This window comes from Streptomyces sp. NPDC059009, assembly GCF_042740175.1.
In the GTDB taxonomy this organism is placed as follows: Bacteria; Actinomycetota; Actinomycetes; order Streptomycetales; family Streptomycetaceae; genus Streptomyces.
Genome location: NZ_JBHYJB010000042.1, coordinates 68,954 through 94,083, shown reverse-complemented (window position 1 = coordinate 94,083; position 25,130 = coordinate 68,954). Strand labels below are relative to the sequence as shown.

Sequence of the window (25,130 nt, the reverse complement as noted above, 5' to 3'; positions counted from 1 at the left end):
CACTCATGCCTCTACGTCTACGCCACGGCGCCTCCCGCGCACCACCAGCTTGCGCACCAACGGCCACACCACGATGAGCGCGATCACCGCGTAGACCGTCACGGAGAACGGGGTGTCCACGAGTCCGCTGACGCTGCCGTCGCTGATCTGCAGGGCGCGGCGCAGCTGCTGTTCCGCGTTGGGGCCGAGGATCACGCCGATCACGGCGGGCAGCACCGGGAGCCCGTAGCGCCGCATGCCGAAGCCGATCAGGCCGATGATCAGGAGGATCACCAGGTCCAGGGCCTCGCCGCCCACCGCGTAGGCGCCGACCGCCGCGAAGAAGAGGATGCCCGCGTACAGGTAGGGCCGCGGGATGCGCAGGAGCTTCGCCCAGACCGGGGCCAGGGGGAGGTTCAGGGCCAGGAGCAGGATCATGCCGACGAAGAGGGACGCGATCAGGCCCCAGACCAGGTCGGGTTCGCGCTCGAACAGGAGCGGGCCCGGCTGGATGCCGTACTGCTGGAAGGCGGCGAGCATCACGGCCGCCACGGCGGTGGTGGGGAGGCCAAGTGTCAGCATCGACACGAGCGTTCCGGCCGCGGACGCCGAGGACGCCGACTCCGGTCCCGCCACGCCCTCGATCGCGCCCTTGCCCCACTCCTCCTTGTGCTTGGAGAGCCGCTTCTCGGTGACGTACGACAAGAAGGTGGGGATCTCCGCGCCGCCCGCCGGGATCGCCCCGAACGGGAAGCCGATCAGCGGGCCGCGCAGCCAGGACTTCCAGGTGCGCTGCACGTCCTGCCTGCCGAGCCAGGGGCGGCCCACGGGAATGGCCTCGCCGCCGGTGCGCCGCAGGTGCGCGGCGACCCACAGGGCCTCGCCGATCGCGAAGAGCCCGACCGCGACGATGACGACGTCGATGCCGTCGGCGAGCTGCAACGAGCCGAAGGTGAGCCGCTGTTGGCCGGTCATCTGGTCGAGGCCCACCAGGCCGATGGTCAGCCCGATCAGCAGCGAGGCGAGCCCTCGTATCCGCGACGAACCGAGCACCGACGTCACCGCGATGAACGCGAGCACCATGATGGCGAAGTAGTCCGGCGCCCCGATGTCGACGGCGAGCGAGGCGACCTTGGGCGCGAGCGCCACCAGGAGCACCGTGCCGATCATGCCGCCCGCGAAGTGGCCGATGGCGGCGGCCGCCAACGCCTGTGCCCCGCGGCCCGACTTGGCCATCGGGTTGCCCTCCATGGCGGCGACCACGGCGGCGGACTCGCCCGGGGTGTTGAGCAGGATGGAGGTCGTGGAGCCGCCGAACATCGCCCCGTAGTAGATGCCCGCGAACATGATGAACGCGCCGGTGGGTTCGAGCCCGTAGGTCACCGGCAGGAGCAGCGCGACGGCCATGGCGGGGCCGATGCCGGGCAGTACGCCGATGGCGGTGCCGAGGAGCACGCCGACGGCGGCCCAGAGGAGGTTGACGGGGGTGAGGGCGGTACCGAAGCCGTCCATCAGGGAGTTGAAGGAGTTCATGGCGTCACAGCACTCCCATCAGGGGCCCGCCCGGCAGCGGCACCCCGAGCAGGTTGTCGAAGACGAAGAAGGTGGCCACGGAGAGCCCGGCCGCGATCAGCGGGTCCCGGTCGAGGTGCCGGCTCCCCAAGGCGTAGGCGGCGCCCCAGAAGAGCAGCGCGCCCGCGACGGGGAAGCCGAGCGGCTCGATGAGGACGGCGGTGGCCAGGAAGACCCCGGCGAGCAGCAGCACGGTGCGCCAGTCGGCGGGCTCGGACAGGTCGATGTCCTCACCGCCCTCGGCCTCGCCGCGTCCTCCCCGCAGCACGTCGACGGCAAGGAGGACCGCGACGACAAGGAGACCGATGCCGACGACCACGGGCACGGTCTTCGGCCCGACGGGCCCGCGCTGGGTGATCTCGACGTCCATGGTGAGCGCGTCGGTGAGGACGAGGGCACCGAGCGCCAACAGCAGCACGCAGACGCCGAGTTCGGAGTGCTCGCGCAGCCAGCCGCGCCGGGACCCCTCTTGTTGAGCGGGGGCTTCCTTGGTCGTCGTGTTCACAGCCCCAGCTCCTTCAGTACGGACACCACGCGCCGGTCCTGGGCGTCGAGGAAGTCGCCGAACTCCGCGCCGCTCAGGTACGCGTCCTGCCAGCCGTTCTTCTTCAGGGAGGCGCGCCACTCCTTGGAGGCGTGCAGTTTCCTGACGAGCCCGGTGAGCTTGGCGCGCTGGGCGTCGGTCAGGCCGGGCGGGGCCACGATGCCGCGCCAGTTGGTGAAGTCGACGTCGTAGCCGGACTCCTTGAGGGTCGGCCCGTCGAGTCCCTTGACCCGCTTCGGCCCGGTGACGGCGAGCAGCCGCAGCTCACCGGCCTTGATCTGATCGAGATACTCACCGACTCCCGACACCCCGAAGGCGACCTTGTTCCCGAGGATGGAGGCAAGAAGCTCCCCGCCCCCGTCGAAGGGAACGTAGTTGACCTTCTTCGGCTCGATCCCGGCGGCGCGCGCCATCAGCATGGGCGCGAGGTGGTCGGGCCCGCCCGGCGAGGAGCCGCCGCCCACCGGCAGCTTCCCGGGCCGCTCCTTCCAGGCGTCGACGAGCTGCCGGATGTTCTTGTACGGGGAGTCCTTGGCGACCACCACGACGTCCGGCTCCTCGGTGAGCCGGGCGATGGGCGTGGTGTCGGCGAGGGTCTTGGGCGCGTGGTTGGAGCGCGCGGCGCCCACCACTCCGAGCCCCATGGACATGGCGAGCCTGCCGTTGCCGTGCTCGCCGACGAGCCGGGTGAGGCCGACGGTGCCGCCGGCGCCGGGGAGGTTGAACACCTCGATGTTGTGGGTGAGTCCGGCGTCCTCGGCGTTCTTCGCCGCGGTGCGGGCGGTGATGTCGTAGCCGCCGCCGGGGGTGTTGGGGACCATGAGGCGCAGGCCCGGGATCTGGGTGCCGGTGTCGGCGCCGCTGCCCGTGGTGAGCAGCGGCGGCGCCACGAGCACGAGGAGCGCGGCCCCGAGCAGGGCGAGGGGTGTGCGCGGTCGCACGTGTGCCACCACCTGTTTCTCGGCTTCTGTGAGGTGGCCCACATGTTGCCCACGCGTTAACGGGCTGTCTCCCTTCCGCGCTTAAGGAACGTTGTGGCCGTTGTGGTCACGGGGACCGCGCACCTACGCTGCGCCAGTGACAAAGGTGCTGGTCGTGGACGACGACTTCATGGTCGCCAAGCTGCACAGCCGGTACGTGTCCGCGATGGACGGATTCGTGGTGGCGGGCGTGGCGCACAGCGGCGCCCAGGCCCTGCGCGCGGCGGAGGCGGTCCGCCCCGATCTGGTGCTGCTCGACGTGTATCTGCCCGACATGGACGGCATCGGCGTCCTGCGGGAACTGCGCGCCGCGGAGGAGCGCGATCCGTCCCGGACGCCGGTGGACGCGCTGTTCATCACGGCGGCCCGGGACGCGGAGATCATCCGCGCCGCGCTGCGGGCGGGCGCCCTGCACTACCTCATCAAGCCCTTCAACCAGGCGGCCCTGCAGGAGCAGTTGAGGCACGTGGCGGCCCTGCGCGCCCGCCTCGACAACCTCGACGAGGCCCGCCAGGAGGACGTCGACCAGATCTTCGGCGCCCGCCCACCGGGTTCACGGGAGCTCCCCAAGGGCCTCGCTCCCCACACGGCAGACCTGGTGGAACGCACCCTGCGCGCCCACCCCGACGGCCTCTCCGCCACGGAGTGCGCCTCGGCGGGCACCCTCTCCCGCGTCAGCGCCCGCCGCTATCTGGAGTTCTTCACGGACACGGGCCGGGCGGAGGTCACGCTCCGGTACGGGGGCACGGGGCGCCCGGAGCGCCGCTACCGCTGGGTGGGCTGAGCCCTCCCGGGCAAGGCTCCGAATCGGGCATCCCGCGGGCTCCGGAATCGGGCATCTTGGACGCGACCTGAGTACAGCCTGAGCGCTCCCTTAAAGCGACCATAAGGATCTCCATCACGGGCTCCCAGCAGGCGATTTCGCGATTTCGAGGGGCTAGCTTTCTCGTCGCCCCCAACGTTGAACCGCTGATCGGAGAACCACCCATGGCCTCTCGCCGCAAGGTCGCCGCGATCGCCGCCACCGGCATCGCCCCGCTCGCCCTCACCGCCCTGGCCGCCTCCCCGGCCGCCGCGCACGGTTCGATGACGGACCCGGTGAGCCGCGTCTCCGCCTGCTACGCGGAGGGCCCGGACTCCCCGAAGTCGGCCGCCTGCAAGGCCGCCGTCGCGGCCAGCGGTGCCCAGGCGTTCTACGACTGGAACGCGGTGAACATCGCCAACGCCGCGGGCAAGTCGAAGGAGATCATCCCCGACGGCAAGCTGTGCAGCGCGGGCAACGACAAGTACAAGGGCCTGGACCTGCCGCGCGCCGACTGGCCGTCCACCGCGCTGAAGTCGGGGAACCACACCTTCCGCTACAAGGGCACCGCCCCGCACAAGGGCTCCTTCGAGCTGTTCATCACGAAGGCCGGCTACGACCCGTCGAAGCCGCTGAAGTGGTCGGACCTGGAGTCGAAGCCGTTCCTCAAGGTCACCGACCCGAAGATGGAGAACGGCGACTACGTCTTCGACGGCAAGATCCCCTCGCGCTCCGGCCGCCACCTGATCTACTCGATCTGGCAGCGCTCGGACTCCCCCGAGGCGTTCTACACCTGCTCGGACGTGACGTTCGGCAAGGACAGCGGCGGCTCGGCGAGCGCCCCGGCCCCGGCCGCCTCCGCCCCCTCCGAGAAGGAGATCGCGGACGGCGCCGACAAGTCCACCGTCGAGCACCACGGCCACGGCGACGCCAACGCCCACACGGGCGCCGACGCCACCGAGGCCGCCCCGGCCCCCGCCGGCGACGACGCCGCCTCGGGCGACAACCAGCCGGAGGTCAACGGCGGCGCCGACAAGCCCGTCAAGGCCGCGGGCGAGGGCGCGAACGAGAACCTCGCGGAGACCGGTGGCGACAGCAACACCCCGTACATCGCGATCGGCGGTGCCGCCGCCCTCGCGCTCGGCGCCGCGGCGATGTTCGGCTCGGTGCGCCGCCGCGCGGCCGGCCGCCACGGCCGCTGAGTCCTGACGCCCGCTGACGCCCACCACCTGTACCGCGTGTCTACGAGGTGCAGGTGGTGGGCGTCGCGCGTGCGGGATCAAGGGCGTTGGACACCTCGTGGTACGCGACCCGGTCTCCGAGCCCGATGGCCACATGCTCGGAGAGGTCGACCGGGCACAGGTCCTGCACCAGCACGTTCTTCACGTCGGGCCCGTCCAGGAACTGGCTCCGGTACGGGGTGACGACCTCGTCGTACTTCGTGGCGATGACCGTGTACCGCACCCCGGGCACGGTGTCCCCGCCCGCGTTGAGCTTCGTCAGGAACGCGGACCCCGCGACCTGGTCGGCGAGCCCCGGGGTGGCGAGCGTCAACAGGTCCTCGGCGCCCGGGAAGTAGGGCAGCAGGTTGGCGAGCCCGCTGAGCGTGGTCCCGTGGTTGTCGGGCGCGATCCCGACGAGGGCGTTCACCTTCGCGGCGCCCCCGAGGAACTTCAGGTAGTACCGGGGCATCATGCCGCCCTGCGAGTGCCCGACGAGGTCGGCCTCCGCGGCGCCGGTCGCGCCGAGCACCTTGTCGACGAAGGCGTCGAGCTGTCCGGCCGACTTGTCGATGGGGCCGAGCCCGTTGAAGAGCGGGACGCCGGGCAGCTGCCCGTAGTCGAGGGAGAAGACGCAGTACCCGCGCTGCACCAAGTAGGGCGCGAGGGCGAGCCAGTTGTCGACGGAGTTCCCGAAGGTCCCGTGCACCAGGACGACGGGCCGGGGGTGTGCGGCGGACGGCTTGCAGCGGTAGTCGTTCCACCCGCTCGACGGGGCGGCCGCGTCCGCGTTCGCGCTGTCGGCGTGCGCGGGGGCCGGGGCGAGGGTGGTGGCGGCGCCGGTGACGAGGAGGGTGGCAGCGAGCGCACGGAGCGCTCGTCTCCAGGGCAGCATCGTGATCTCCTTGCGGCTCAAGGGAGTTGAGCTGGGCCCGCCCTGTGTACGCGCGAGTAGTGGAGAAGTGAAGAGAGGTGACCCCTCAAAGCCCGTCCGGCGTTTGAGGACGAGGCCGTCCAGGCCGATACGGGGGTCCGGGGGCGGAGCCCCCGACAGGGCACCCCACCCACCAGGTGGCCCTAAGCAGCAAGGGTGCCCCGGACAACCGCCCCCACCCCGAACCGCTCCCGCGCCCTGTCGGCCACCGCCTCAAGAGCCCGGTCCCGCTCGCTCACGGGGTCCAACGACAGCTGTCGAGCGGCACGTTCGACAGGAAGGAGCCCCTCCGCACGGAGGGCGACCCCCCGCACCCGCGCCCGCTGCAGCCCCAGCCCCTCATACATCCGGTACGCCGCCTCGGTCAGCGCCCCCGAGGCCCCGCTGGGCTCGGCCAGCGCCCGCGTACGCGTGGTGGTGGACCGGTCCGCGTACCGCACCGTCAGGGTCAGCGAGCGGCACACCTGCCCCCCGCCCCGCAGCCGGATGCCCAGCTCCTCCGCGCCGGAGAGCAGCGCGCGACGATGCCGGAAGGGATCCAACTCGTCGCGCGGGAAGGGCCGTTCGACGGCGAGGGAGCGCGCGGCGGCGTTCGGCACCACCCGCCCCCGGTCGATCCCGCGCGCCCGCTCGTGCAGCTCGCGCCCCAGCTTCGCGGTGGTGAGCCGCTGCAGCGTGGACAGCGGGGCGGCGGCCACCTTGCCGAGGGAGTCGAGCCCGTACGCGCACAGCGTGCGGGCGGTCGCCCGGCCCACCCCGGGCAGCTCGACGACCGGCACCCGGTCGAGGAACTCCCGTACGGCGTCCGGCTCCTCGCCCACCACCCGGGTCACGCCGGGCACGGCGCCCCGTGCCGCCATCCGCGCCAGCATCGGCCCCGGCCCGCACCCGATCGCGCACTCCACCCCGTACAGGGCGAGCGCCCGCACCCGGACCAGCGCGGCGAGCTGCACGGCGTCCCGGCCGAAGTACCGCGCGGCCCCGCCCAGGTCCGCGAGGGCCGCGTCGGGCGGCAGGGCCTCCACGACGGGCGTGAACTCGCCGAGCAGACCGAGGAGTCGGGGGAACACGTCCGCCCCGTCCGGCAGCCCCGAGAACCGCACATACAGCACACTCATCCCGCGCTCCCCGGACTCTGATGCCACAACTTCCTTCCCCCGGCCGCCCCTTCACCCGCCGGACGCAGATCCGCCCACGGATGCATCTCGTACCCCGTCCCCATCCGGATGCGCCGCCCCTCCTCCTCGAGGGCACCCTCCTCCGTCTCCCTCTCGGGCGGCTCGGGCTCCGCCAGCCGCCCCGCGACCGCGTCGAGTCCGCCCTGCGCCCGCAGCTCCACCAGTTCCGCCAGGTTCCACGCCGCCGCGCCCACCACGCTGAGGCTGCGCGGGCCGCGGCGCTGCACCACCCCGCGGACGAGCAGCAGCCAGGAGTGGAAGACGGTGTGCGCGCAGCGTTCGTGCGCGTCGTCGAAGAAGGCCAGGTCGACCAGCCCTGTGCCGTCGTCGAGGGTCGTGAAGATGACCCGCTTCCCGGACCGGATGGGCGGTGTCTGCGTGGCCGCCTTGGCGCCCGCGACCAGGACGGTCGCCCCGTGCTCGGCCTCCCGCAGGCGCCGCGCCGTCAGCACGCCCAACTCCTCCAGGAACTCCCGGTGGTCGTCCATCAGGTTGCGGGAGGCGTCCATGGACAGGACGCCCAGCTCGGCGCTGAGCCGTTCCGCGTCGTCGAGGTCGGGCAGCCCGGCGGAGGCGGTCTGCCGCCCGCCGGACAGCGGCAGTTGCGCGCCGTGCGCGGCCCGGGAGCCGCGCTGCAGCTCCGTCAAGTGCAGTTGCAGATCACGGCGGTTGGCGCCGAACGCGTCGAGCGCGCCGACCTGGGCGAGGCGCTGTGCGAGCGGCCGCCCGGGCCGTGCCCGCTCCCAGAAGTCGAGCAGTGAGGAGTACGGCCGCCCGGCCGCGATCCGCGCCGCCTCGGCCGTGCTGATGCCGTGCACATCACTGAGCGCAAGCCGTACGCCCCATATATCCCGACCTCCTCGCTCTTTATCAGACACCAGTTCGATCTGATGAGCGACCGCGGACCGGTTCACGTCCAGCGGCAGCACCGGCACCCCCCGCCGCCGCGCGTCCGCGAGCAGCAGCCGCTTCGGGTACATCCCGGGGTCGTGGGTGAGCAGCCCCGCGTAGAAGGCCGCCGGGTGGTGCGCCTTCAGCCAGGCCGACTGGTACGTCGGCACGGCGAAGGCCACGGCGTGCGCCTTGCAGAAGCCGTACGAGCCGAAGGCTTCGATGATCTCCCAAGTCCGCCGGATCGTCTCGGCGTTGTAGCCGCGCGCGGCCGCGTGCTGGGCGAACCAGAAGCGGATCCGCCCCTGGGACCCGGGGTCGGACAGGCCCCTGCGCACCCGGTCCGCCTCGCCGCGCCCGCAGCCGGTCATGATGTCCACCATCTCGATGATCTGCTCGTGGAAGACCACGACCCCGTAGGTCTGTGCCAGCGGGCCCGCCAGGTCCGGGTGCGGATGGCGCACCGGCGCGCGCCCGTGCCGCGCCTCGATGAACGGCCGCACCATGTCGGCCGCGACCGGGCCGGGCCGGAACAGGGAGATGTCCACCACCAGGTCGCCGAAGGTCTCCGGCTGGAGCCGTCCGACCAGGTCCCGCTGGCCCGGCGACTCGATCTGGAAGCAGCCCAACGTCTCGGTGGACCTGATGAGTCGATAGGTCGCCGGGTCGCCCTCGGGCACGGCGTCCAGGTCGATTCGCTCCCCCGTGGCCCGCTCGGTCTCCGCCACCGCGTGCGCCATCGCCGACTGCATCCGCACCCCGAGGACGTCGAGCTTGAGCAGGCCGAGGTCCTCCACGTCCTCCTTGTCGAACTGCGACATGGGGAGGCCCTCGCCGCTGGTCGGCACGACCGGCGTACGGGAGAGGAGCGAGGCGTCCGAGAGCAGCACCCCGCACGGGTGCATGGCGACCCCGCGCGGCAGCGCGTCCAGCGCCTCGACCAGCTCCCACAGCTTCCCGTACCGGTCCATCTCCCCTGCCAGGGACCTGAGTTCGGGCAGCTCCGCCAGCGCCGCGCGGGCGTCGCAGGCGCGGATGTGCGGGAAGGACTTGGCGATCCGGTCGATGTCGGCCGGGTCCATGGAGAGGGCCGCGCCCACGTCCCGTACGGCATGGCGGACCCGGTAGGTCTCGGGCATCGCGACCGTGGCCACCCGCCGGGTGCCGAACCGGCGGATGATCGCGCGGTAGACCTCCAGGCGGCGGGCCGACTCCACGTCGATGTCGATGTCCGGCAGGACCAGGCGGCGGGTGGACAGGAAGCGCTCCATCAGCAGCCCGTGCGCGACGGGGTCGGCGTGCGCGATGCCGATGAGGTGGTTGACGAGGGAGCCGGCGCCCGAGCCGCGCGCGGCGACCCGGATGCCCAGCTCCCGTACGTCGTCGACGACTTGGGCCACGGTCAGGAAGTAGGAGGCGAAGCCGTGGTGGTCGATGACGGCCAGCTCGTCGTGCATCCGCTCCCAGTAGGCGCGGGCGTCGGTGCGCCGGTCGTAGCCGCGCAGCACCATGCCCGCCGCCGCCCGCGAGGCGAGGACGCGCTGCGCGGTGCGGCGCCCGGCGCCGACGAGGTGCGGCTCGGGGAAGCGCACCGAGCCGATGCCGAGGTCGTCCTCGGGGTCGACCAGGCACTCGGCGGCGGCCGCCTGGGTCTGTTCGACGAGGCGGTACGCGGTGTCACGCCGGTACCCGGCCGCCTCGACGATCCGCTCGGCGTCCCGCAGCATGGCGCCCGGGTCCTTCAACCACCGCTCCCCGCCGTCGAGTTGACCGGACGGGTCGATGGGCACCAGGCGGCGCGCGGCGTCCAGGACGTCGGCGACGGGGCCCTGGCCCTGGTCGGCGTAGCGGACGGCGTTGCTCAGGACGGGCCGTACGCCCTGGTCGGCGGCGAAGCCGACGGTGCGCGCGGCGAGCCGGAGCGAGCCGGGCCCGGTGCCCTTGCGGCCGTGGTGCACGGCCTCCAGGCGCAGCGCGTCGCCGTAGCTCTCGCGCCAGGGGCGCAGCAGGCGGGCGGCCTTGTCGGGGCGGCCCGCGGCCAGGGCGCGGCCCACATCGGAGTCGGGGCCGAGCAGCACGGTCAGACCGTCCCCGTAGTGGTCGGCCCAGGACAGCCGGGGCCGCTCCTCGCCGCCCTCGTGGGCGGTGGTGACCAGGCGGGCGAGGGAGGCCCAGCCGCGGGCGCCGTCGCGGGCGAGGAAGGTGACGCGCGGGGTCGACTCGTCGATGAAGGCACCGCCGCGCACGGGGGCCCGCCGCCGCCCGGTCCCGGGGTCCTTCTCCGGGACCGGCTCCGTCACCGCGAGCTCCACCCCGAACAGCGGCCGCACCCCGGCCTTCGCGCAGGCTTTGGCGAACCGGACCGCTCCGGCCAGGGTGTCCCGGTCGGTGAGGGCGAGGGCGTCCATGCCGCGCTCCCCGGCGCGCTCGGCGAGCCGCTCGGGGTGGGAGGCGCCGTACCGCAGGGAGTAGCCGGACGCCGTGTGCAGATGCGTGAACCCGGGCACACGCACCTCCTCAAACCTGTCCTTTTTCCTGCTCCCCTCTCCACCATAGACCAACTTTCGAACACGCGTACGATCCGTGCGAAGGGCCACTCGTTCGGCCCTCACCGCGCTCCCCCCGACTGCGTTCCGGGGCCCGGGGCCGGAGCGTGGGGGCATGAACCTCCTCCACCGCACCGGGCCCGCGGCGCAGGCCGTCTCCGTGAAGCGCATGGAGCCCACCGCCCAGGCCCAGCTGGGTCCGCTCGGGCTCACCGGCTTCATCGTCGTCACGATGATCGCCACCGGCATCGACGCCGGGGTCTTCCCCGAGAAGCTGCTCGACTCGGTGGTGCCGATGGTCGGCTTCTTCATCGGCGGCCTGGCCCAGCTGCTCGCCGGGCTCTTCCAGGCACAGCGCGGTGACACCTGGCACGCCACGGTCTTCGGCGGCTTCGGGCTCTTCTGGATGGCGAAGGCGCTGATGCTCCAGTGGGTGCTGCCGGGCCTCGACCCCGCGCTGCGCGGCGACACGATGGCCCTGTTCACGCTGCCCTGGGTCTTCGTGGTCTTCGTCCTGTGGCTGGCGAGCTTCCGCATCCACCTGGCCCTGCTGCTCACCTTCACCTGCGTCCTGGTGGTCTTCGTGGCGATGACCTGCAACGGCTTCACCGGGGCCGTGGGCTGGAACCGGATCGCGGGCTGGTTCGGGCTCGGCGCGACGGCCGGGGCGCTGTATCTGCTCGCGGGCCAGGTGATGGCGAGCACCTGGGGCCGCCCGGTGCTGCCGATGGGCCGCTTCCTGGCGCCGGACGCGCCGGACGTCAAGCCGGAGGACTGACCGAGGACTGACCGGGGCCGCCCCCGGCCGACCGCTCCTCGGGGCCACTGTCAGACCCGGGTGCGAGGGTGGAACGCATGATCCGCACACTCGCCGTCGAGAACTACCGCTCCCTGCGCAAACTGATCGTCCCCCTGGACCGGCTGAACGTGGTCACGGGGGCGAACGGCACGGGGAAGTCCAGCCTGTACCGCTCGCTGCGGCTGCTCGCCGAGTCGGCGCGCGGCGGCGCGGTGCCGGCTCTCGCGCGGGAGGGCGGGCTTCCCTCGGTGCTGTGGGCGGGCCGGAAGACCGCCGAGCCGACCGGGCTCCGCCTCGGCTTCGCGGGCGACGAGTTCGGGTACGCGGTCGACTTCGGCCTCCCCCAGTCCAGCGGCTCGGGGCCGAACGGCGAGCCGTCCATGTTCCAGCTCGACCCGGAGATCAAGCGCGAGTCCACCTGGGCGGGACCGGTCCTGCGCACCGCCGCGCTGCTCTGCGACCGCGCGGGCCCCGCGGTGCGCACACGGACGGCCGACGGCGGCTGGCACCGCACCCAGGGCATCCGGCCGTACGACAGCATGCTCAGCGAGTTCGCCGACCCGCAGCTCGCCCCCGACCTGCTCCGGCTGCGCGAGCTGATCCGCTCCTGGCGGTTCTACGACCATGTGCGCACCGACGCCGACGCCCCCGCGCGCGCCGCCCGCGTCGGCACCCGCACCCCGGTCCTCGACCATGACGGCGCCGACCTGGCCGCCGCACTCCAGACCATCCGCGAGATCGGCGACGACGCGGCACTCGACGCGGCCGTGGACGACGCCTTCCCGGGCAGCCAGGTACGCATCGCGGACAACGGAGGCCGGTTCGAGATCCAGCTCAGCCAGCGCGGCCTGCTCCGCCCGCTGGGCCCTGCCGAGCTGTCCGACGGCACCCTGCGCTACCTGCTGTGGGCCGCGGCGCTCCTCACCCCCCGGCCCCCCTCGCTCCTCGTCCTGAACGAGCCGGAGACCAGCCTCCACCCCGACCTCCTGCGCCCCCTCGCGGAGCTGATCGTCGCCGCGACGAAGGACACCCAGGTCGTCCTGGTGACGCACGCCCAGGCGCTGGCGGACGCGGTCGCCAAGGGCGCCTCCCGCCACCGCGTCGACGTCAACTCCATCGAGCTGGTCAAGGAGTCGGGCCGGACGGAGGTGGCGGGCCGGGAGAGCATGCTGGACGAGCCCCTCTGGTACTGGCCCCAACGCTGAGTGGCCGCCCCGTCGGACGGGGCGGCCACTCGGTCAGCTGTCAGGGTCACACGGCGGGCGTGCCCTCCTGGTTCCCGTAGTACGCCTGCTTCATCAGCTGCTTCATGTCGTCGATCATCGGCATCCGCGGGTTGGCGGGCGCGCACTGGTCGGCGTAGGCGTTCATGGCCTGCTGCGGCAGGGCCTCGATGAAAGCGGCCTCGTCGACGCCCTCGGCCTGGAAGGAGGCCGGGATGCCGCAGCGGTCGCGCAGCTCCTCGACGGCGCGGGCGTAGGACTCGACGGCCTGCTCGGGGGTGTCGGCCTTCAGGCCCAGCATGCGGGCGATCTCCTGGAAGCGCTCCGGGGCCCGGTAGACCTCGGCCTTCGGCCACGGGGTGGCCTTGTGCGAGACGGTGCCGTTGTGCCGGATGACGTGCGGCAGGAGCAGCGCGTTGGTGCGGCCGTGGGCGACGTGGAAGGTGTTGCCCAGGGTGTGCGCCATGGCGTGCACCAGGCCGAGGAAGGCGTTGGCGAAGGCCATGCCCGCGATGGTCGAGGCGTTGTGCATCTTCTCGCGGGCCTCGGGCGCCTTGCCGCCCTGCGTCACACAGGTCTCCAGGTTCTCGAAGATCAGCTTGATGGCCTGGAGGCACTGGCCGTCGGTGAAGTCGTTCGAGTAGGCCGAGACATACGCCTCCGTGGCGTGGGTCAGGGCGTCGAAGCCGGAGTCGGCGGTGACGGTGGCCGGGAGGTTCAGCGGAAGCACCGGGTCGACGATGGCGACGGACGGGGTCAGCGCGTAGTCGGCGAGGGGGTACTTCTGGGCGGCGGCCGGGTCGGAGATGACCGCGAACGGGGTGACCTCGGAGCCGGTGCCCGACGTCGTCGGGATGGCGACCAGCTTGGCCTTCTCGCCGAGCGAGGGGAACTTGTAGGCGCGCTTGCGGATGTCGAAGAACTTCTCCTTCGTGTCCCCGAACGCGATCTCCGGGTGCTCGTACATCAGCCACATGATCTTGGCCGCGTCCATCGGGGAGCCGCCGCCGAGGGCGACGATGGTGTCGGGCTCGAAGTCCCGCATCTGGGCGGCGCCCGCCTCGACGGTGGCGAGCTCCGGGTTGGGCTCGACGGTGTCGATGACCTGGATGGTGACCGGCTCCTGGCGGGAGTTGAGGATGTCGGTGACCTTCTGCACGAAGCCGATCTGGCCCATGGTCTTGTCGGTGACGACGGTGACGCGGTGCACGTCGGCCATCTCACCGAGGTAGCGGATGGAGTTCTTCTCGAAGTAGATCTTCGACGGAACCTTGTACCACTGCATGTTGTTGTTGCGCCGCCCGATTCGCTTGACGTTGATGAGGTTGACCGCGGAGACGTTGTTCGAGACGGAGTTGTGGCCGTAGGAGCCGCAGCCCAGGGTCAGGGAGGGCAGGAAGGCGTTGTAGACGTCGCCGATGCCGCCGAAGGTGGAGGGCGAGTTGACGATGACGCGGATCGCCTTGACGCGCTTGCCGAACCGCTCGGCGAGCTCCTCGTCCTCGGTGTGGATGGCGGCGGAGTGGCCGAGGCCGTGGAACTCGACCATCTGCGCGGCCAGTTCGATGCCGTCCTCGGTCGACTCGGCCTTCAGGGCGGCCAGGATAGGGGAGAGCTTCTCGCGGGTGAGCGGCTCGCCCTCGCCGACCTCGGCGCACTCGGCGAGCAGGATCGAGGTGTTCTCGGGGACCTCGAAGCCGGCCTGCTCGGCGATCCACTGCGGGGACTTGCCGACGACGGAGGCGTTCAGCTTGGCGCCGGAGCAGTTGTTGGCGAACGCGGTGGTGCCGAAGACGAACTCCTCCAGCTTGGTCTTCTCGGCCGCGCTGAGCACGTGGGCGCCGAGCCGCTGGAACTCGGCGAGCCCCTCCTCGTACACCTCCTGGTCGAGGATGACGGCCTGCTCGGAGGCGCAGATCATGCCGTTGTCGAACGCCTTGGAGAGCACGATGTCGTGGATGGCGCGCTGCAGCTTGGCGTCCTTGGCGACATAGGCGGGGACGTTGCCCGCGCCGACGCCGAGGGCCGGCTTGCCGCAGGAGTAGGCGGCGCGGACCATCGCGTTGCCGCCGGTCGCGAGGATCGTGGAGACACCCTCGTGGTTCATGAGCAGCCCGGTCGCCTCCATGGAGGGCTCCTCGACCCACTGCACGCAGTTCGCGGGGGCACCGGCCGCGACGGCCGCGTCGCGCACGATGCGGGCAGCCTCCGCCGAGCACTTCTGGGCGCTCGGGTGGAAGGCGAAGATGATGGGGTTGCGGGTCTTCAGGGCGATGAGCGCCTTGAAGATGGTGGTCGAGGTCGGGTTGGTGACCGGGGTCATCGCGCAGACGACGCCCACCGGTTCGGCGATCTCGGTGATGCCGTTGAGCTCGTCGCGGGCGATGACGCCGGCCGTCTTCAGGCCGCGCATCGAGTTGACGACGTGCTCACAGGCGAAGAGGTTCTTGACGGCCTTGTCCTCGAAGAGGCCGCGGCCGGTCTCCTCGACCGCCTGCTGCGCCAGCTCGCCGTGCTGGCTCAGGGCCGCGAGGGAAGCCTTCTTGACGATGTGGTCGACCTGCTCCTGGTCGTACGACTCGAACTGCCCGAGCGCGGTCAGCGCCCCCTCGACGAGCCCGTCCACCATCTCGTTGGCCTGCATGGCAGGAACTCCTTCATTGAGACCTTTTCTCCGATGTCTCAATTCGACACCTAATCGCTACGACGAAGGCGCCGAAAAGGGCCTCACCCTGGGGGCAATAGGTCCCTTCAAGATCAAGAACGCCTTCAATAAACCCACTCTGACCTGCACTGATTCGCAAGGCCCAAAGTCCCTTGCGAGCTTGTGAAAACTTTCACAAGAATTTCGAAAAAGTCCCGCCCCGGCGTCGGCCGGGGCGGGACACAAGCATTACTGGCCCTTTCGGAGAAGGGTCAGCCGATCTCCGCTCCGTACGCGCTCAGCGCCTCCGGCACCGGCTGGAAGAAGGTCTCCCCGCCGCCGGAGCAGTCGCCGCTGCCGCCCGAGGTCAGGCCGAGCGCCTTCTCGCCGTCGAAGAGGGCGCCGCCGCTGTCGCCGGGCTCGGCGCAGACGTCGGTCTGGATCAGGCCGTCGACCTGGCCCTCCTGGTAGTTCACGGTGGCGTTGAGCGCCTTGACCGTGCCGTCGTGGACCTGCGTGGTGGAGCCGCTGCGCTGCACCTTCTCGCCGACCGTGGCCTCGGCGGCTCCGGTGATCTTCTGGTTGCCGCCGCCGTAGAGGTTGACCTCGCTCGGGTGCGCCGTGTCGCCCGTGTACTTCACGAGGGCGTAGTCGTCACCCGGGAACTTGGAGTCCTCCGTGGTCGCGATCTCCGAGCCGCCCTGCGAGTCCGACCAGCTCTTGACCGCGTTGCCGCAGTGGCCCGCGGTCAGGAAGTACGGCTGGCCGTCCTTGACGACGTTGAAGCCGAGCGAGCAGCGGGAGCCGCTCCCCCAGATCGCGTCGCCGCCCGCGATGAAGGGTTTGAACTCGCCCTTGCTGCGCTTCAGTTCGACCTTGCCGCCCAGGGTCTTCATGACCGTGTTCAGCTTGTCGAGCCCGGCGCCCTTGACGGTGCGGTCGGCCGTGACGACCACCTTGTTGGTCGCCGGGTCCATCGCCCACATCGTGCCGGGCACGGCGGCCTTCCGGTCGAGGGTGGAGCGCGCGCTCTTCAGCTCGGCGAGCGAGTTCTGGACGAGTCTCGCCTTGGCGCCCGCTCCCTCGACGGTCTTCGCCGCGTCCTTGCTGAGCACGTTCACGACGAGGTGCTTGGCCTGGGCGTCGTAGTACGTTCCCGCGGCGTCCACGCCGAGGTCCTTGCCCAGGGTCGAGGCGAGGTTTCCGGCCTTGGCCGCCGAGAGGATGTCGGGGGTGGGGGTGGGTGCGTCCTCGCTCGCGTTCGCAGTCTGGAAGGTGATTCCCGCGGCGACCAGCGCGGCGATGCCCGCGCCTGCCACGGCGGCACGCCGCTTGGGTATGCGTCGGTGCTTCAACTCACGTCCTCCTGTGGGGGGATTCAGACCTTTCGGTGTGGGGACCGCGGGGCCTGAAGGCGTACGGGCACGGAGTCGGCGCACGGTAAGTAACCGCGTCCATGCCAAAAGGGCGCGGCCCACTATTCCGAGGCCATCCGGTAGCACACAAGGTCTACTTCAGGACGCGCGCACGACAACGCGCGTGCGCCCCCGGCGCGTTGCCGCACCCGGGTCGCACCACGTCGGTTCCCGCTGCAAACACCGCGAGCGAGGGGGTGGTCAGCAACGGGTGAGGACTAGTCCTGTCCGGTTCTCGACGCTCTCCGGGCCTCCGCATCACCCGGATCCGAATCATTCATTCCGGATTCCAGCCGTGCGGTGGGGTCGGTGAGCTCCTCGGGGTCCCTCTTCGCGACCGCGGGGGGCGGCTCCGGATCCGGCGCCGTCCCGCCCTGCGCCCGCTCAAGGAACCGGAGGAGCTCCACCGGGAAGGGCAGCACGAGCGTCGAGTTCTTCTCGGCGGCGACCGCCACCACGGTCTGCAGCAGCCGGAGTTGGAGCGCGGACGGCGTCTCCGCCATCTGCTGGGCCGCCTCGGAGAGCTTCTTGGACGCCTGCAGTTCGGCGTCCGCGTTGATGACCCGGGCCCGGCGCTCCCGGTCCGCCTCGGCCTGCCGCGCCATGGACCGCTTCATGGTCTCCGGCAGCGACACGTCCTTGATCTCGACCCGGTCGATCTGCACGCCCCAGCCGATGGCCGGGCTGTCGATCATCAACTCCAGGCCCTGGTTGAGCTTTTCGCGGTTGGAGAGCAGATCGTCGAGGTCGCTCTTGCCGATGATGGACCGCAGCGAGGTCTGCGCCATCTGCGAGACCGCGAAGCGGTAGTCCTCGACCTGCACGACGGCCTCGGCGGCGTCCACCACCTTGAAGTAGATGACGGCGTCCACCCGCACCGTCACGTTGTCGCGCGTGATGCCGTCCTGTGCGGGCACGGGCATCGTCACGATCTGCATGTTGACCTTACGGAGCCGGTCGACGAAGGGCACGATCATGGTGAACCCGGGCCCGCGCACATGCTTCTGGAGCCTGCCGAGGCGGAGCACCACACCCCGTTCGTACTGTTTGACGACGCGTGCCGCCGCGAGTCCGTAGACCGCCGCGACCGACCCGGCGGCCACCGCCACCGTCACCAACTCCTCGACCATGCCGGCCCCCAGGGTCCGAATTGGGCGTGTTGGGTGTGTCCTTCGAAGGTAACTCCGCGACGGGAGCCGTCAAAGGGGGCGTCGGGCACCGCCCGCACGGCGAGAGCCCCCGTCCGGCGTCCGGACGGGGGCTCCCCTGCTGCTGGCTGCGGTCAGGCGGGTCGTACGGGGGTCAGTAGACGCTCACGCCGTACGCGTTGAGCGCCTCCACGACCGGCTGGAAGAACGTCGTGCCGCCCGACGTGCAGTTGCCGCTGCCGCCGGAGGTGAGGCCGATGGCCTTGGTGCCGGAGTACAACGGGCCGCCGCTGTCGCCCGGTTCGGCGCAGACGGTGGTCTTGATCAGACCGGAGACGACGTCGCCGCCGCCGTAGTTGACGGTCTGGTTGAGCGCGGTCACCCTGCCGCTGTGCGTGCCGGTGGTGGAGCCGCGCCGGGTGACCGACTGGTTGACGGTCGGGTTGCCCGCGCTGGTGATGTCCTGGTTGCCCACGGTGCCCGGGTGGCTCACCGAGCCGGAGTACTTCACCAGGCCGTAGTCGTTGCCCGGGAAGCTGGAGCCCGCGGTGGAGCCGATCGTGCTGGAGTGCGCGGAGTTGGACCACCAGGTGCCCGCACCGTCGGTGCAGTGCCCCGCGGTGACGAAGTAATAGGTGTCCCCCTTGCGCACGTTGAAGCCCAGCGAGCAGCGCCAGCTGGAGGCGTAGATGGCGTCGCCGCCGGAGATCAGCTTCTTGAAGGTGCCCGGGGTGCGCTCGATCTTGAGGGCGTCCGCGTTGGCGCCCGCGGCACTCTTCAGCCTGGCGATCTCGGCCTGGGAGACCGTGCTGTCGACGGTGACGACGAGCTTCTTGGTCTTCGCGTCGACACCCCAGGCGGTGCCCGCGACGTCGGCGCCGCGGACGGCGTCGCTCGCCGTGCTCAGCTGGGCGGTGCTGAAGGTCCGGGCGCTGTCGTCGGCCGCGCTGGTGGCGGCGGGAACGACGACGGCGGCGGTGGCGACGAGTCCGGTGGCGGCGGCGAGGAGTCGGGTGCGTCTCGCTATGCCGCTGCGGGGGGTGGTGCGCTTGATCCTCACTGTCGTTCCTCCCGAGGGGAAGTCAGGGGGCCCGCGTTGGCCACAGGCCCGTGAGGCGCAGCCGAAGAGCCGGTCCGGATTCCGGACGCGTTGTGCTCCTGACAAGCGCTTCTCGGGAGTATTCGGGGAGCGGAGGGGCCGCACAAGGACAGCTTTCGGCCAACTGTCAAAAACACGACGACCTGCCCCGGCAGGTGTCGTACCGTCCGTACGCCTGCCGGGGCTTGGGTCATCGGCTGTGCCTGTGACGCGTCAGCGGCGGATCAGGTTCCGCTCAACGTCCGCTCCCCCGCCGCGATGTCCACGTCCAGGGTGTTGCCGGGCGGCGGGAACGGGCACAGGAAGTGGTCGGCGAAGGCGCACGGGGGCAGCAGCGACCGGTTGAAGTCGACCGTCGTACGGCCGTCGGCGTCGGGCGCCGCCGGGCGCAGAAAGCGGAAGCGGTGGCTGGAGGTCCCGCTCGTGCCGTCGGCGAAGACGGCCCACAGCGATCCGTCGCCCTCCACGGTCACCTGCAGCGTGTGCTCAACTCCCCCGAGTCCAAAGGCCAGTTCACCGTCCAGGCCGAGCCCGCGCTCCGCTCCGTCCGCGTTGCCCACCCGGACGGTGCGGTTCTCCCCGTACGGGGTGAAGCGGCCCGGCACGGACCAGCGGGCGTCGTACGCGGTGGCGTCGATGCCCCGGAAGGCGGCGCGCGCGGCGGAGCCCGGGTCGAAGTCCCGTACCGCCCACAGCCCTTCCCGCGCCAGGACCACCAGGCGCCGCTCCCCCAGCGCGAGCCGCGCGTCCGCGACCGCACCGGTGTCCACGCCGAGCCGGGCCTCGCCGTCGAGCGGCTTCCCGTCGAGGGTGAGCCCGTCGGCGGCGCTCGCGGTGAGGACGACGCCCGTGCCGTCGGCGGACTCGCGCCACCGTCCGGGCAGGTTCGGCAGATGCCCGTCGGCGTGGTCGGAGAGCCAGTGCGTGCCGGTGAGGGCGAGCGGCCCGTAGGGGGCGGCGACCGTCTCGGTGCGCTGCTCGTGCCAGTGCTTCCACAGGTCGGCGTCGGTCATGCCGTGCGGGTCCTTTCGTGGTGCGGTGCTGCGGGTGTGCGCAGCCCCAGGTGAGAGCGCAGGGTGGTGCCCTCGTATTCCGTGCGGAAGACGCCCCGCTCCTGGAGCAGCGGCACGACACGGTCCACGAACGCGTCGAGGCCGCCGGGGGTGAGGTGCGGGACGAGGATGAATCCGTCGGCGGCGTCGCCCTGCACGAAGGCGTCCAGCTCGGCGGCGACCGACTCGGGGGTGCCGATGAACGACTGCCGGCTGGTCGTCTCGATCACGACCTGCCGGATGGACAGGCCCTTGGCCTCGGCCAGGGCGCGCCACTTCTCGGCGACGGCCAGCCTGTCGGCGATCCGCACCCGGCCCTGGACGAGCGTCGAGTCGGGGGCAGGGTCGATCTCGGGCAGCGGCCCGTCGGGGTCGTACGCGGACAGGTCGACGCCCCACACCTGCTCCAGGGCGAGGAGGGCGTTCTGCGGGGAGACCTGCTGCCGCCGGATCCCTGCGGCCCTCTCCTGCGCCTCGGCCGCGGTGTCCCCGAGGACGAAGGTCACGCCCGGCATGATCTTGAGGTCGTCGGCGTCCCTCCCGTACCGCGCGAGCCGCGCCTTCACATCGGCGTAGAAGGCGCGCCCTGCCTCCAGGGTGCCGTGCCGGGTGAAGACGACGTCGGCGGCGGACGCGGCGAACTCCCGCCCCTCGTCCGAGTCCCCCGCCTGGATCACGACGGGGTGGCCCTGCGGCGGCCGCGGCACGGTCACCTCGCCTTCGATGTCGAAGTGCCGCCCCCGGTGCGCGAAGGGCTCGGGGCCCGGGGCGTCCGGGTCCGCCCAGGAGTCCCACAGCTCCCGGGCGGTCGCGACGGACTCGGCGGCACGCGTGTACCGGTCGGCCCGGTCGAGGTAGCCGCCGCGCCGGAAGTTCTCGCCGGTGAAGGCGTCCGAGGAGGTGACCACGTTCCAGGCCGCCCGGCCGCCGCTGAGGTGGTCCAACGAGGCGAGCCTGCGGGCGAGTTCATAGGGTTCGTTGAAGGTCGCGTTGACGGTGGCGGCGAGCCCGAGCCGCTCGGTGACGGCCGCGAGCGCGTTCAGGACGGTGATCGACTCGGGCCGCCCCACCACGTCCAGGTCGTGGATGCGCCCGTTGTGCTCGCGCAGCCGCAGCCCCTCGGCGAGGAAGAAGAAGTCGAAGAGGCCGCGCTCGGCGGTGCGGGCGAGGTGCTCGAAGGAGGCGAAGTCGATCTGCGACTTCGAGCGGGGGTCGGCCCAGACGGTGGTGTTGTTGACGCCGGGGAAGTGGGCGGCGAGGTGGATCTGTTTCCTGCCGGTACGAGGACTCATGAGGCGGCGCCCACCCGTGCGTACTGGTTGGCGGGCCGCGCGAGCCCCAGGTGCTCCCTGAGGGTGCTGCCCGGGTAGAAGGTGCGGAACAGGCCGCGGTGCTGGAGCAGCGCCACCGTGCCGTTGACCAGGCGTTCCAGGTCGCGGACCGGCTGGGCGGGGGTGAGGTGGAAGCCGTCGACGGCGCCCGTGGCGTGCCAGTCGGCGATGAGGTCGGCGAGGTCGACGGGGCCGCCGCGGTAGAGCGGCCCGTCGGCGGTGGGCAGCGGGCCGCCGCCGTGCCCGGGTTCGGCGGCGTGCTCCCCGCCGCCGAGGTCGACGACGAGGGTGGCGAGCACCCGCAGCCCGTCCGGGTCGCGCCCGGACGCGGCGGCGAGGGAGCGCAGTTCGGCCCGTGCGGCACCCGCCGTCGCGGGGCTCGCGGCGCGCACGAGGGCGACGTCCGCGTGCCGGGCGGCGGTCTCCAGGGCGCCGGGCGCGGTGGCGTCGACGACGGTCACGGGGTGGCCCTGCGGCGGCCGCGGCACGATCGAGGGGCCCTTCACGGAGAAGGTCCCGCCCTCGAAGTCGACGTAGTGCAGCTTGTCCCGGTCGATGAAGCGGCCGGTCGCGACGTCCCGTATCTCCGCGTCGTCCTCCCAGCTGTCCCACAACTTGCCCGCCACGTCGGCGACTTCACCGGCCTCCCGCCAGAGCGCGGCGCGCGGCGCGGCGGGCCTGCGCCCGAAGAGCCGGGCCTCGGCCTCGGTCGTCGACACGTCGGGCTGCCAGCCCGCGCGGCCGTGGCTGACCCAGTCCAGGGTGGCCACGGCCGCCTGGACGTGGAACGGCTCGGTGTGCGTGGTCGTGACGGTCGGCACGAGCCCGATGCGCCCGGTGGCGGGGGCGAGCCGGGCCAGGACGGCGAGCGCGTCGGGCCCCGGCCGCGCGAAGGTGTCGCCGAGCGTCACGAAGTCGAGGGCGCCCGCCTCGGCGAGCAGCGCCAGCTCGGCGTAGGGGCCCGCCTCGTACGCCCCGGTCCGGTCGATGGCGGCGGCGAGGTGCAGGGGGCCGCGGCCGGTGGGGGGTGCGGTCATCGGTGGTCCTTTCTCTGAGTTCCTGGAAGGCCGCTGTCACGGCTTCGGCAGCCCGGGCGGGTTGATCTCCGACTTCTTCACGGCTTCGCTCGACAGCCCCCAGCGCTTGAGGACACGGCCGTAACTGCCGTCCTTGATCACGTGGTTGAGGGCCGCGGCATACGCGTCGACGAGCCCGCTGCCCTTCTTCGTGGTGGCCGCGATCTCGCCCTGGACGGCCGCGCCGCCCCCGGAGAGGGTGCCGACGATCTTCGTCCGGCCCGCGGCCGCCACGTGGTAGGAGGTGGACGGGCTGGGGCCGAGGTAGGCGTCGATGCGGCCGGACTGAAGGGCCAGGTAGTAGTCGGAGTCCTTCTGGAAGTACTTGATGCGGACGGGCTCGCGCCCGGCCTTCTCGTTCCGCCTGCTCCAGTCGACGAGGATCTTCTCCTGGTTGGTGCCGGAGGAGACGGCGACGGCCTTGCCCGCGACGTCCTTCGGGCCGCGCACCTTCCAGTCGGCGTCCTTGCGCGCCTCGAAGGCGATGTTGTCGAGCCGGTAGGTCGCGAAGTCGTACTTCTCCTTGCGCTCCTCGGTGACCGTGACGTTGGCGAGGACCCCGTCGAACTTGCCGCTGTCCAGGCCGACGAAGAGGTTCTCCCAGGACACCTGCTGGAAGGCGGGCTTGAGGCCCAGGGTGTCCGCGAGCAGGATCGCCAGGTCCACCTCGGAGCCGATGCGGGTCTTGTCGTCGGTGGCGTAGAAGCCGAGGGGCGCCGTGGAGTCGGCGCCGCCGCCGAGCCGCAGCGTGCCGCGCTCACGGACCTCCTTCGGCAGCAGCGCGGCGATCTCGGGGACCTTCTTGCCGCGTACGCGGTGCTGGTCGGGCCCGATGTTGATCGAGCCGACCTTCTTCGTGCCGGCCGCGCCCGCACCGGTCGCGGCGTCGCTGTCGCCGCCGCAGGCGCTGAGCAGGGGCGCGGCGGCGAGGGCGGCGACGGCGAAGGTGAGGGCGGTGCGGCGGGACGGCATGGCGGGGCTCCTCGGCAGCGGGCGGTCGGCCGGGTTCGGGCGGTTCACAGGACTCAGGTGCTTCACAGGACTTTGGACAGGAAGGCGCGGGTGCGGTCCTCGCGCGGCCGGTCGAGCACGTCGGCGGGTGCGCCCTGCTCGACGATGCGGCCCTCGTCCATGAAGACGACGGTGTCGGCGACCTCGCGTGCGAAGCCGATCTCATGGGTGACGACGATCATGGTGGTGCCCTGTCGCGCCAAGTCCTTGATGACATCGAGGACTTCGCCGACCAGCTCCGGGTCGAGCGCGGAGGTCGGCTCGTCGAAGAGCAGCAGCTTCGGTTCGAGGGCGAGCGCGCGGGCGATGGCGACGCGCTGCTGCTGGCCCCCGGAGAGCTGCTTGGGGTAGGCGGCCGCCTTGTCGGCGAGCCCGACCCGCGCGAGGAGCTCCCGCGCGGCCTTCTCGGCCTCGGCGCGCGGCCGCTTCAGGGCGGAGACGGGGGCCTCGACGACGTTCTCCAGGACGGTCAGGTGCGGGAACAGGTTGAAGTTCTGGAAGACGAAGCCGATGTGGGTGCGCTGGCGCAGCACCTCGCGCTCGCGCAGCTCGTACAGCTTGTCGCCGGAGCGCCGGTAGCCGACCAGCGCCCCGTCGACACTGATCCAGCCGCTGTCCACCTTCTCCAGGTGGTTGATGGTGCGCAGCAGCGTCGACTTCCCGGAGCCGGAGGGCCCGAGGACGACGGTGACCTCGCCCGCGCCGACCTCCAGGTCGACTCCCCGCAGCACCTCCAGGGCGCCGAACGACTTGTGGACGGAGCGGAGTTCGACCATGGCGCTCATCGCGTGGCCCCCTTGGAGAAGTGACGTTCGACGTAGTGCTGGAGGACGGAGAGCGCCGTGGTCAGGAGGATGTACCAGGCGGTGGCGACCAGGAGCAGCGGCACCACCCGGCCGTTGCGGCCGTAGACGACCTGGACCTGATAGAAGAGCTCGCCGATGGCCATCACGGAGACGATGGAGGTGCCCTTGAAGAGGGAGATCACCTCGTTGGCGGCGTTGGGCAGGATCGAGCGCATCGCCTGCGGCAGGACGATCCGGCGGATCTGCCGCAGCCTGGGGATGCCGAGCGCGGCCGCGGCCTCCAACTGCCCGCCGTCCACGGCGAGTACGCCCGCCCGGACGATCTCCGCGGCGTACGCGGCCTGGTGCAGCGCGAGCCCGAGGACGGCCGCGCTCATGGCGCCGACGAGCCCCATCGTGTCGAAGGAGAAGAACCCGGGCCCGAAGGGGATCCCGAACTGCAGCTCCTTGTACAGATACGCCAGGTTGAACCAGAACAGCAGCTGCACGATGAGCGGGATGGAGCGGAACGCCCAGATGTAGGCGAAGGCCACGGACTTCAGGAACGGGCTCGCGGACAGCCGCATGAAGGCGAGCACGACACCGAGCGCGAAGCCGAGCGCCGTCCCGTAGAAGGTGAGCTGGAGGGTGACCCAGACGGCCTTCAGGATCACGTCGGCGGTGAAGAACTCCGCGAACACCTCCCACTCCCAGCCGGGGTTGGTGGCGAGCCCGTGCGCGAACTGGACGAGCAGCACGGCCGTCACGGCGACGGCGGCCCAGCGCCAGGGGTGGCGCACGGGCACGACCTTCAGGGAGCTGTAGTCGACGTCCGCGGCGGCGTCGGGCGGCGGCGATGTCTCTTTGTCGATGGGTGGATCGCTGGTCAAGGACACGGAAA

The 25,130-nt window shown here is 71.6% G+C and carries 20 protein-coding genes; 4 read left to right on the top strand and 16 right to left on the bottom strand.

What is annotated here, in order from left to right:
• Positions 1-3 precede the first annotated feature (3 nt).
• The 3 genes from ACFWYM_RS34445 to ACFWYM_RS34435 are packed head-to-tail and all read right to left on the bottom strand — an operon-like array spanning position 4 to position 3,036.
• Positions 4-1,512 (bottom strand): tripartite tricarboxylate transporter permease, encoded by a 1,509-nt coding sequence (locus ACFWYM_RS34445; RefSeq protein ID WP_384846279.1) that lies wholly within the window; start codon positions 1,510-1,512, stop codon positions 4-6.
• A 4-nt stretch (positions 1,513-1,516) separates the two neighbouring features.
• Positions 1,517-2,056 (bottom strand): tripartite tricarboxylate transporter TctB family protein, encoded by a 540-nt coding sequence (locus ACFWYM_RS34440; RefSeq protein ID WP_384846277.1) that lies wholly within the window; start codon positions 2,054-2,056, stop codon positions 1,517-1,519.
• Positions 2,053-3,036 carry a Bug family tripartite tricarboxylate transporter substrate binding protein gene (locus tag ACFWYM_RS34435; protein ID WP_384846275.1) on the bottom strand — a complete coding sequence of 328 codons (984 nt, stop codon included), beginning with the start codon at positions 3,034-3,036 and terminating at the stop codon, positions 2,053-2,055. The genes ACFWYM_RS34440 and ACFWYM_RS34435 overlap by 4 nt, the downstream gene beginning before the upstream one ends.
• A gap of 136 nt (positions 3,037-3,172) precedes the next feature.
• On the opposite strand from ACFWYM_RS34435, the gene ACFWYM_RS34430 reads away from it, so the two are divergent.
• Together ACFWYM_RS34430 and ACFWYM_RS34425 are read left to right on the top strand one after the other, a co-directional pair.
• On the top strand, positions 3,173-3,859 hold the full coding sequence (locus tag ACFWYM_RS34430; protein WP_384846273.1) for a response regulator: 687 nt from the start codon (positions 3,173-3,175) through the stop codon (positions 3,857-3,859).
• A gap of 203 nt (positions 3,860-4,062) precedes the next feature.
• A complete protein-coding gene (locus ACFWYM_RS34425; RefSeq protein WP_384846271.1) occupies positions 4,063-5,079 on the top strand; it encodes a lytic polysaccharide monooxygenase in 1,017 nt (338 codons plus the stop codon).
• 40 nt (positions 5,080-5,119) lie between these two features.
• Here ACFWYM_RS34425 and ACFWYM_RS34420 read toward each other — a convergent pair whose 3' ends face one another.
• From ACFWYM_RS34420 to ACFWYM_RS34410, 3 genes are all read right to left on the bottom strand, one after another.
• Positions 5,120-5,992, bottom strand: coding sequence for an esterase/lipase family protein (locus ACFWYM_RS34420; RefSeq protein ID WP_384846269.1), 873 nt, complete (start codon positions 5,990-5,992; stop codon positions 5,120-5,122).
• Positions 5,993-6,174: 182 nt separating this feature from the next.
• On the bottom strand, positions 6,175-7,149 hold the full coding sequence (locus tag ACFWYM_RS34415; protein WP_384846267.1) for a hypothetical protein: 975 nt from the start codon (positions 7,147-7,149) through the stop codon (positions 6,175-6,177).
• Positions 7,146-10,607, bottom strand: a complete 3,462-nt coding sequence (locus ACFWYM_RS34410) for a DNA polymerase III subunit alpha (protein ID WP_384846265.1) — start codon at positions 10,605-10,607, stop codon at positions 7,146-7,148. Before ACFWYM_RS34410 ends, ACFWYM_RS34415 begins: the two co-directional genes overlap by 4 nt.
• A 154-nt stretch (positions 10,608-10,761) precedes the next feature.
• Between ACFWYM_RS34410 and ACFWYM_RS34405 the strand changes: the two genes are divergently transcribed.
• Both ACFWYM_RS34405 and ACFWYM_RS34400 read left to right on the top strand, forming a co-directional pair.
• Positions 10,762-11,424, top strand: a complete 663-nt coding sequence (locus ACFWYM_RS34405; protein WP_384846263.1) for an acetate uptake transporter — start codon at positions 10,762-10,764, stop codon at positions 11,422-11,424.
• 77 nt (positions 11,425-11,501) lie between these two features.
• Entirely contained in the window at positions 11,502-12,650 is a 1,149-nt protein-coding gene (locus ACFWYM_RS34400; RefSeq protein ID WP_384846261.1) for an AAA family ATPase, read from the top strand.
• Between the two features lie 46 nt (positions 12,651-12,696).
• On the opposite strand, the gene adhE is transcribed toward ACFWYM_RS34400, so the two are convergent.
• The 10 genes from adhE to ACFWYM_RS34350 all read right to left on the bottom strand — a co-directional run bounded on the left by adhE (position 12,697) and on the right by ACFWYM_RS34350 (position 25,125).
• Entirely contained in the window at positions 12,697-15,312 is a 2,616-nt protein-coding gene (gene adhE / locus ACFWYM_RS34395) for a bifunctional acetaldehyde-CoA/alcohol dehydrogenase (protein ID WP_384846259.1), read from the bottom strand.
• A 272-nt stretch (positions 15,313-15,584) separates the two neighbouring features.
• Positions 15,585-16,667, bottom strand: coding sequence for a S1 family peptidase (locus tag ACFWYM_RS34390; RefSeq protein ID WP_384846257.1), 1,083 nt, complete (start codon positions 16,665-16,667; stop codon positions 15,585-15,587).
• Positions 16,668-16,945: 278 nt separating this feature from the next.
• Positions 16,946-17,857 carry a slipin family protein gene (locus tag ACFWYM_RS34385; RefSeq protein WP_384846255.1) on the bottom strand — a complete coding sequence of 304 codons (912 nt, stop codon included), beginning with the start codon at positions 17,855-17,857 and terminating at the stop codon, positions 16,946-16,948.
• A 172-nt stretch (positions 17,858-18,029) separates the two neighbouring features.
• On the bottom strand, positions 18,030-18,935 hold the full coding sequence (locus tag ACFWYM_RS34380; RefSeq protein ID WP_384846253.1) for a S1 family peptidase: 906 nt from the start codon (positions 18,933-18,935) through the stop codon (positions 18,030-18,032).
• 263 nt (positions 18,936-19,198) lie between these two features.
• Complete coding sequence (locus tag ACFWYM_RS34375; protein ID WP_384846251.1) at positions 19,199-19,987, bottom strand: DUF1684 domain-containing protein; 789 nt, start codon at positions 19,985-19,987, stop codon at positions 19,199-19,201.
• Positions 19,984-21,318, bottom strand: a complete 1,335-nt coding sequence (locus tag ACFWYM_RS34370) for an NtaA/DmoA family FMN-dependent monooxygenase (RefSeq protein WP_384846249.1) — start codon at positions 21,316-21,318, stop codon at positions 19,984-19,986. Before ACFWYM_RS34370 ends, ACFWYM_RS34375 begins: the two co-directional genes overlap by 4 nt.
• Positions 21,315-22,394, bottom strand: a complete 1,080-nt coding sequence (locus ACFWYM_RS34365; protein ID WP_384846247.1) for an LLM class flavin-dependent oxidoreductase — start codon at positions 22,392-22,394, stop codon at positions 21,315-21,317. Before ACFWYM_RS34365 ends, ACFWYM_RS34370 begins: the two co-directional genes overlap by 4 nt.
• Positions 22,395-22,430: 36 nt before the next feature.
• Positions 22,431-23,405: an ABC transporter substrate-binding protein gene (locus ACFWYM_RS34360; protein WP_384846245.1), complete on the bottom strand. Its 975-nt coding sequence runs from the start codon at positions 23,403-23,405 to the stop codon at positions 22,431-22,433.
• 62 nt (positions 23,406-23,467) lie between these two features.
• Entirely contained in the window at positions 23,468-24,229 is a 762-nt protein-coding gene (locus ACFWYM_RS34355; protein WP_384846243.1) for an amino acid ABC transporter ATP-binding protein, read from the bottom strand.
• On the bottom strand, positions 24,226-25,125 hold the full coding sequence (locus ACFWYM_RS34350) for an amino acid ABC transporter permease (RefSeq protein ID WP_384846241.1): 900 nt from the start codon (positions 25,123-25,125) through the stop codon (positions 24,226-24,228). Before ACFWYM_RS34350 ends, ACFWYM_RS34355 begins: the two co-directional genes overlap by 4 nt.
• Positions 25,126-25,130: the final 5 nt, after the last annotated feature.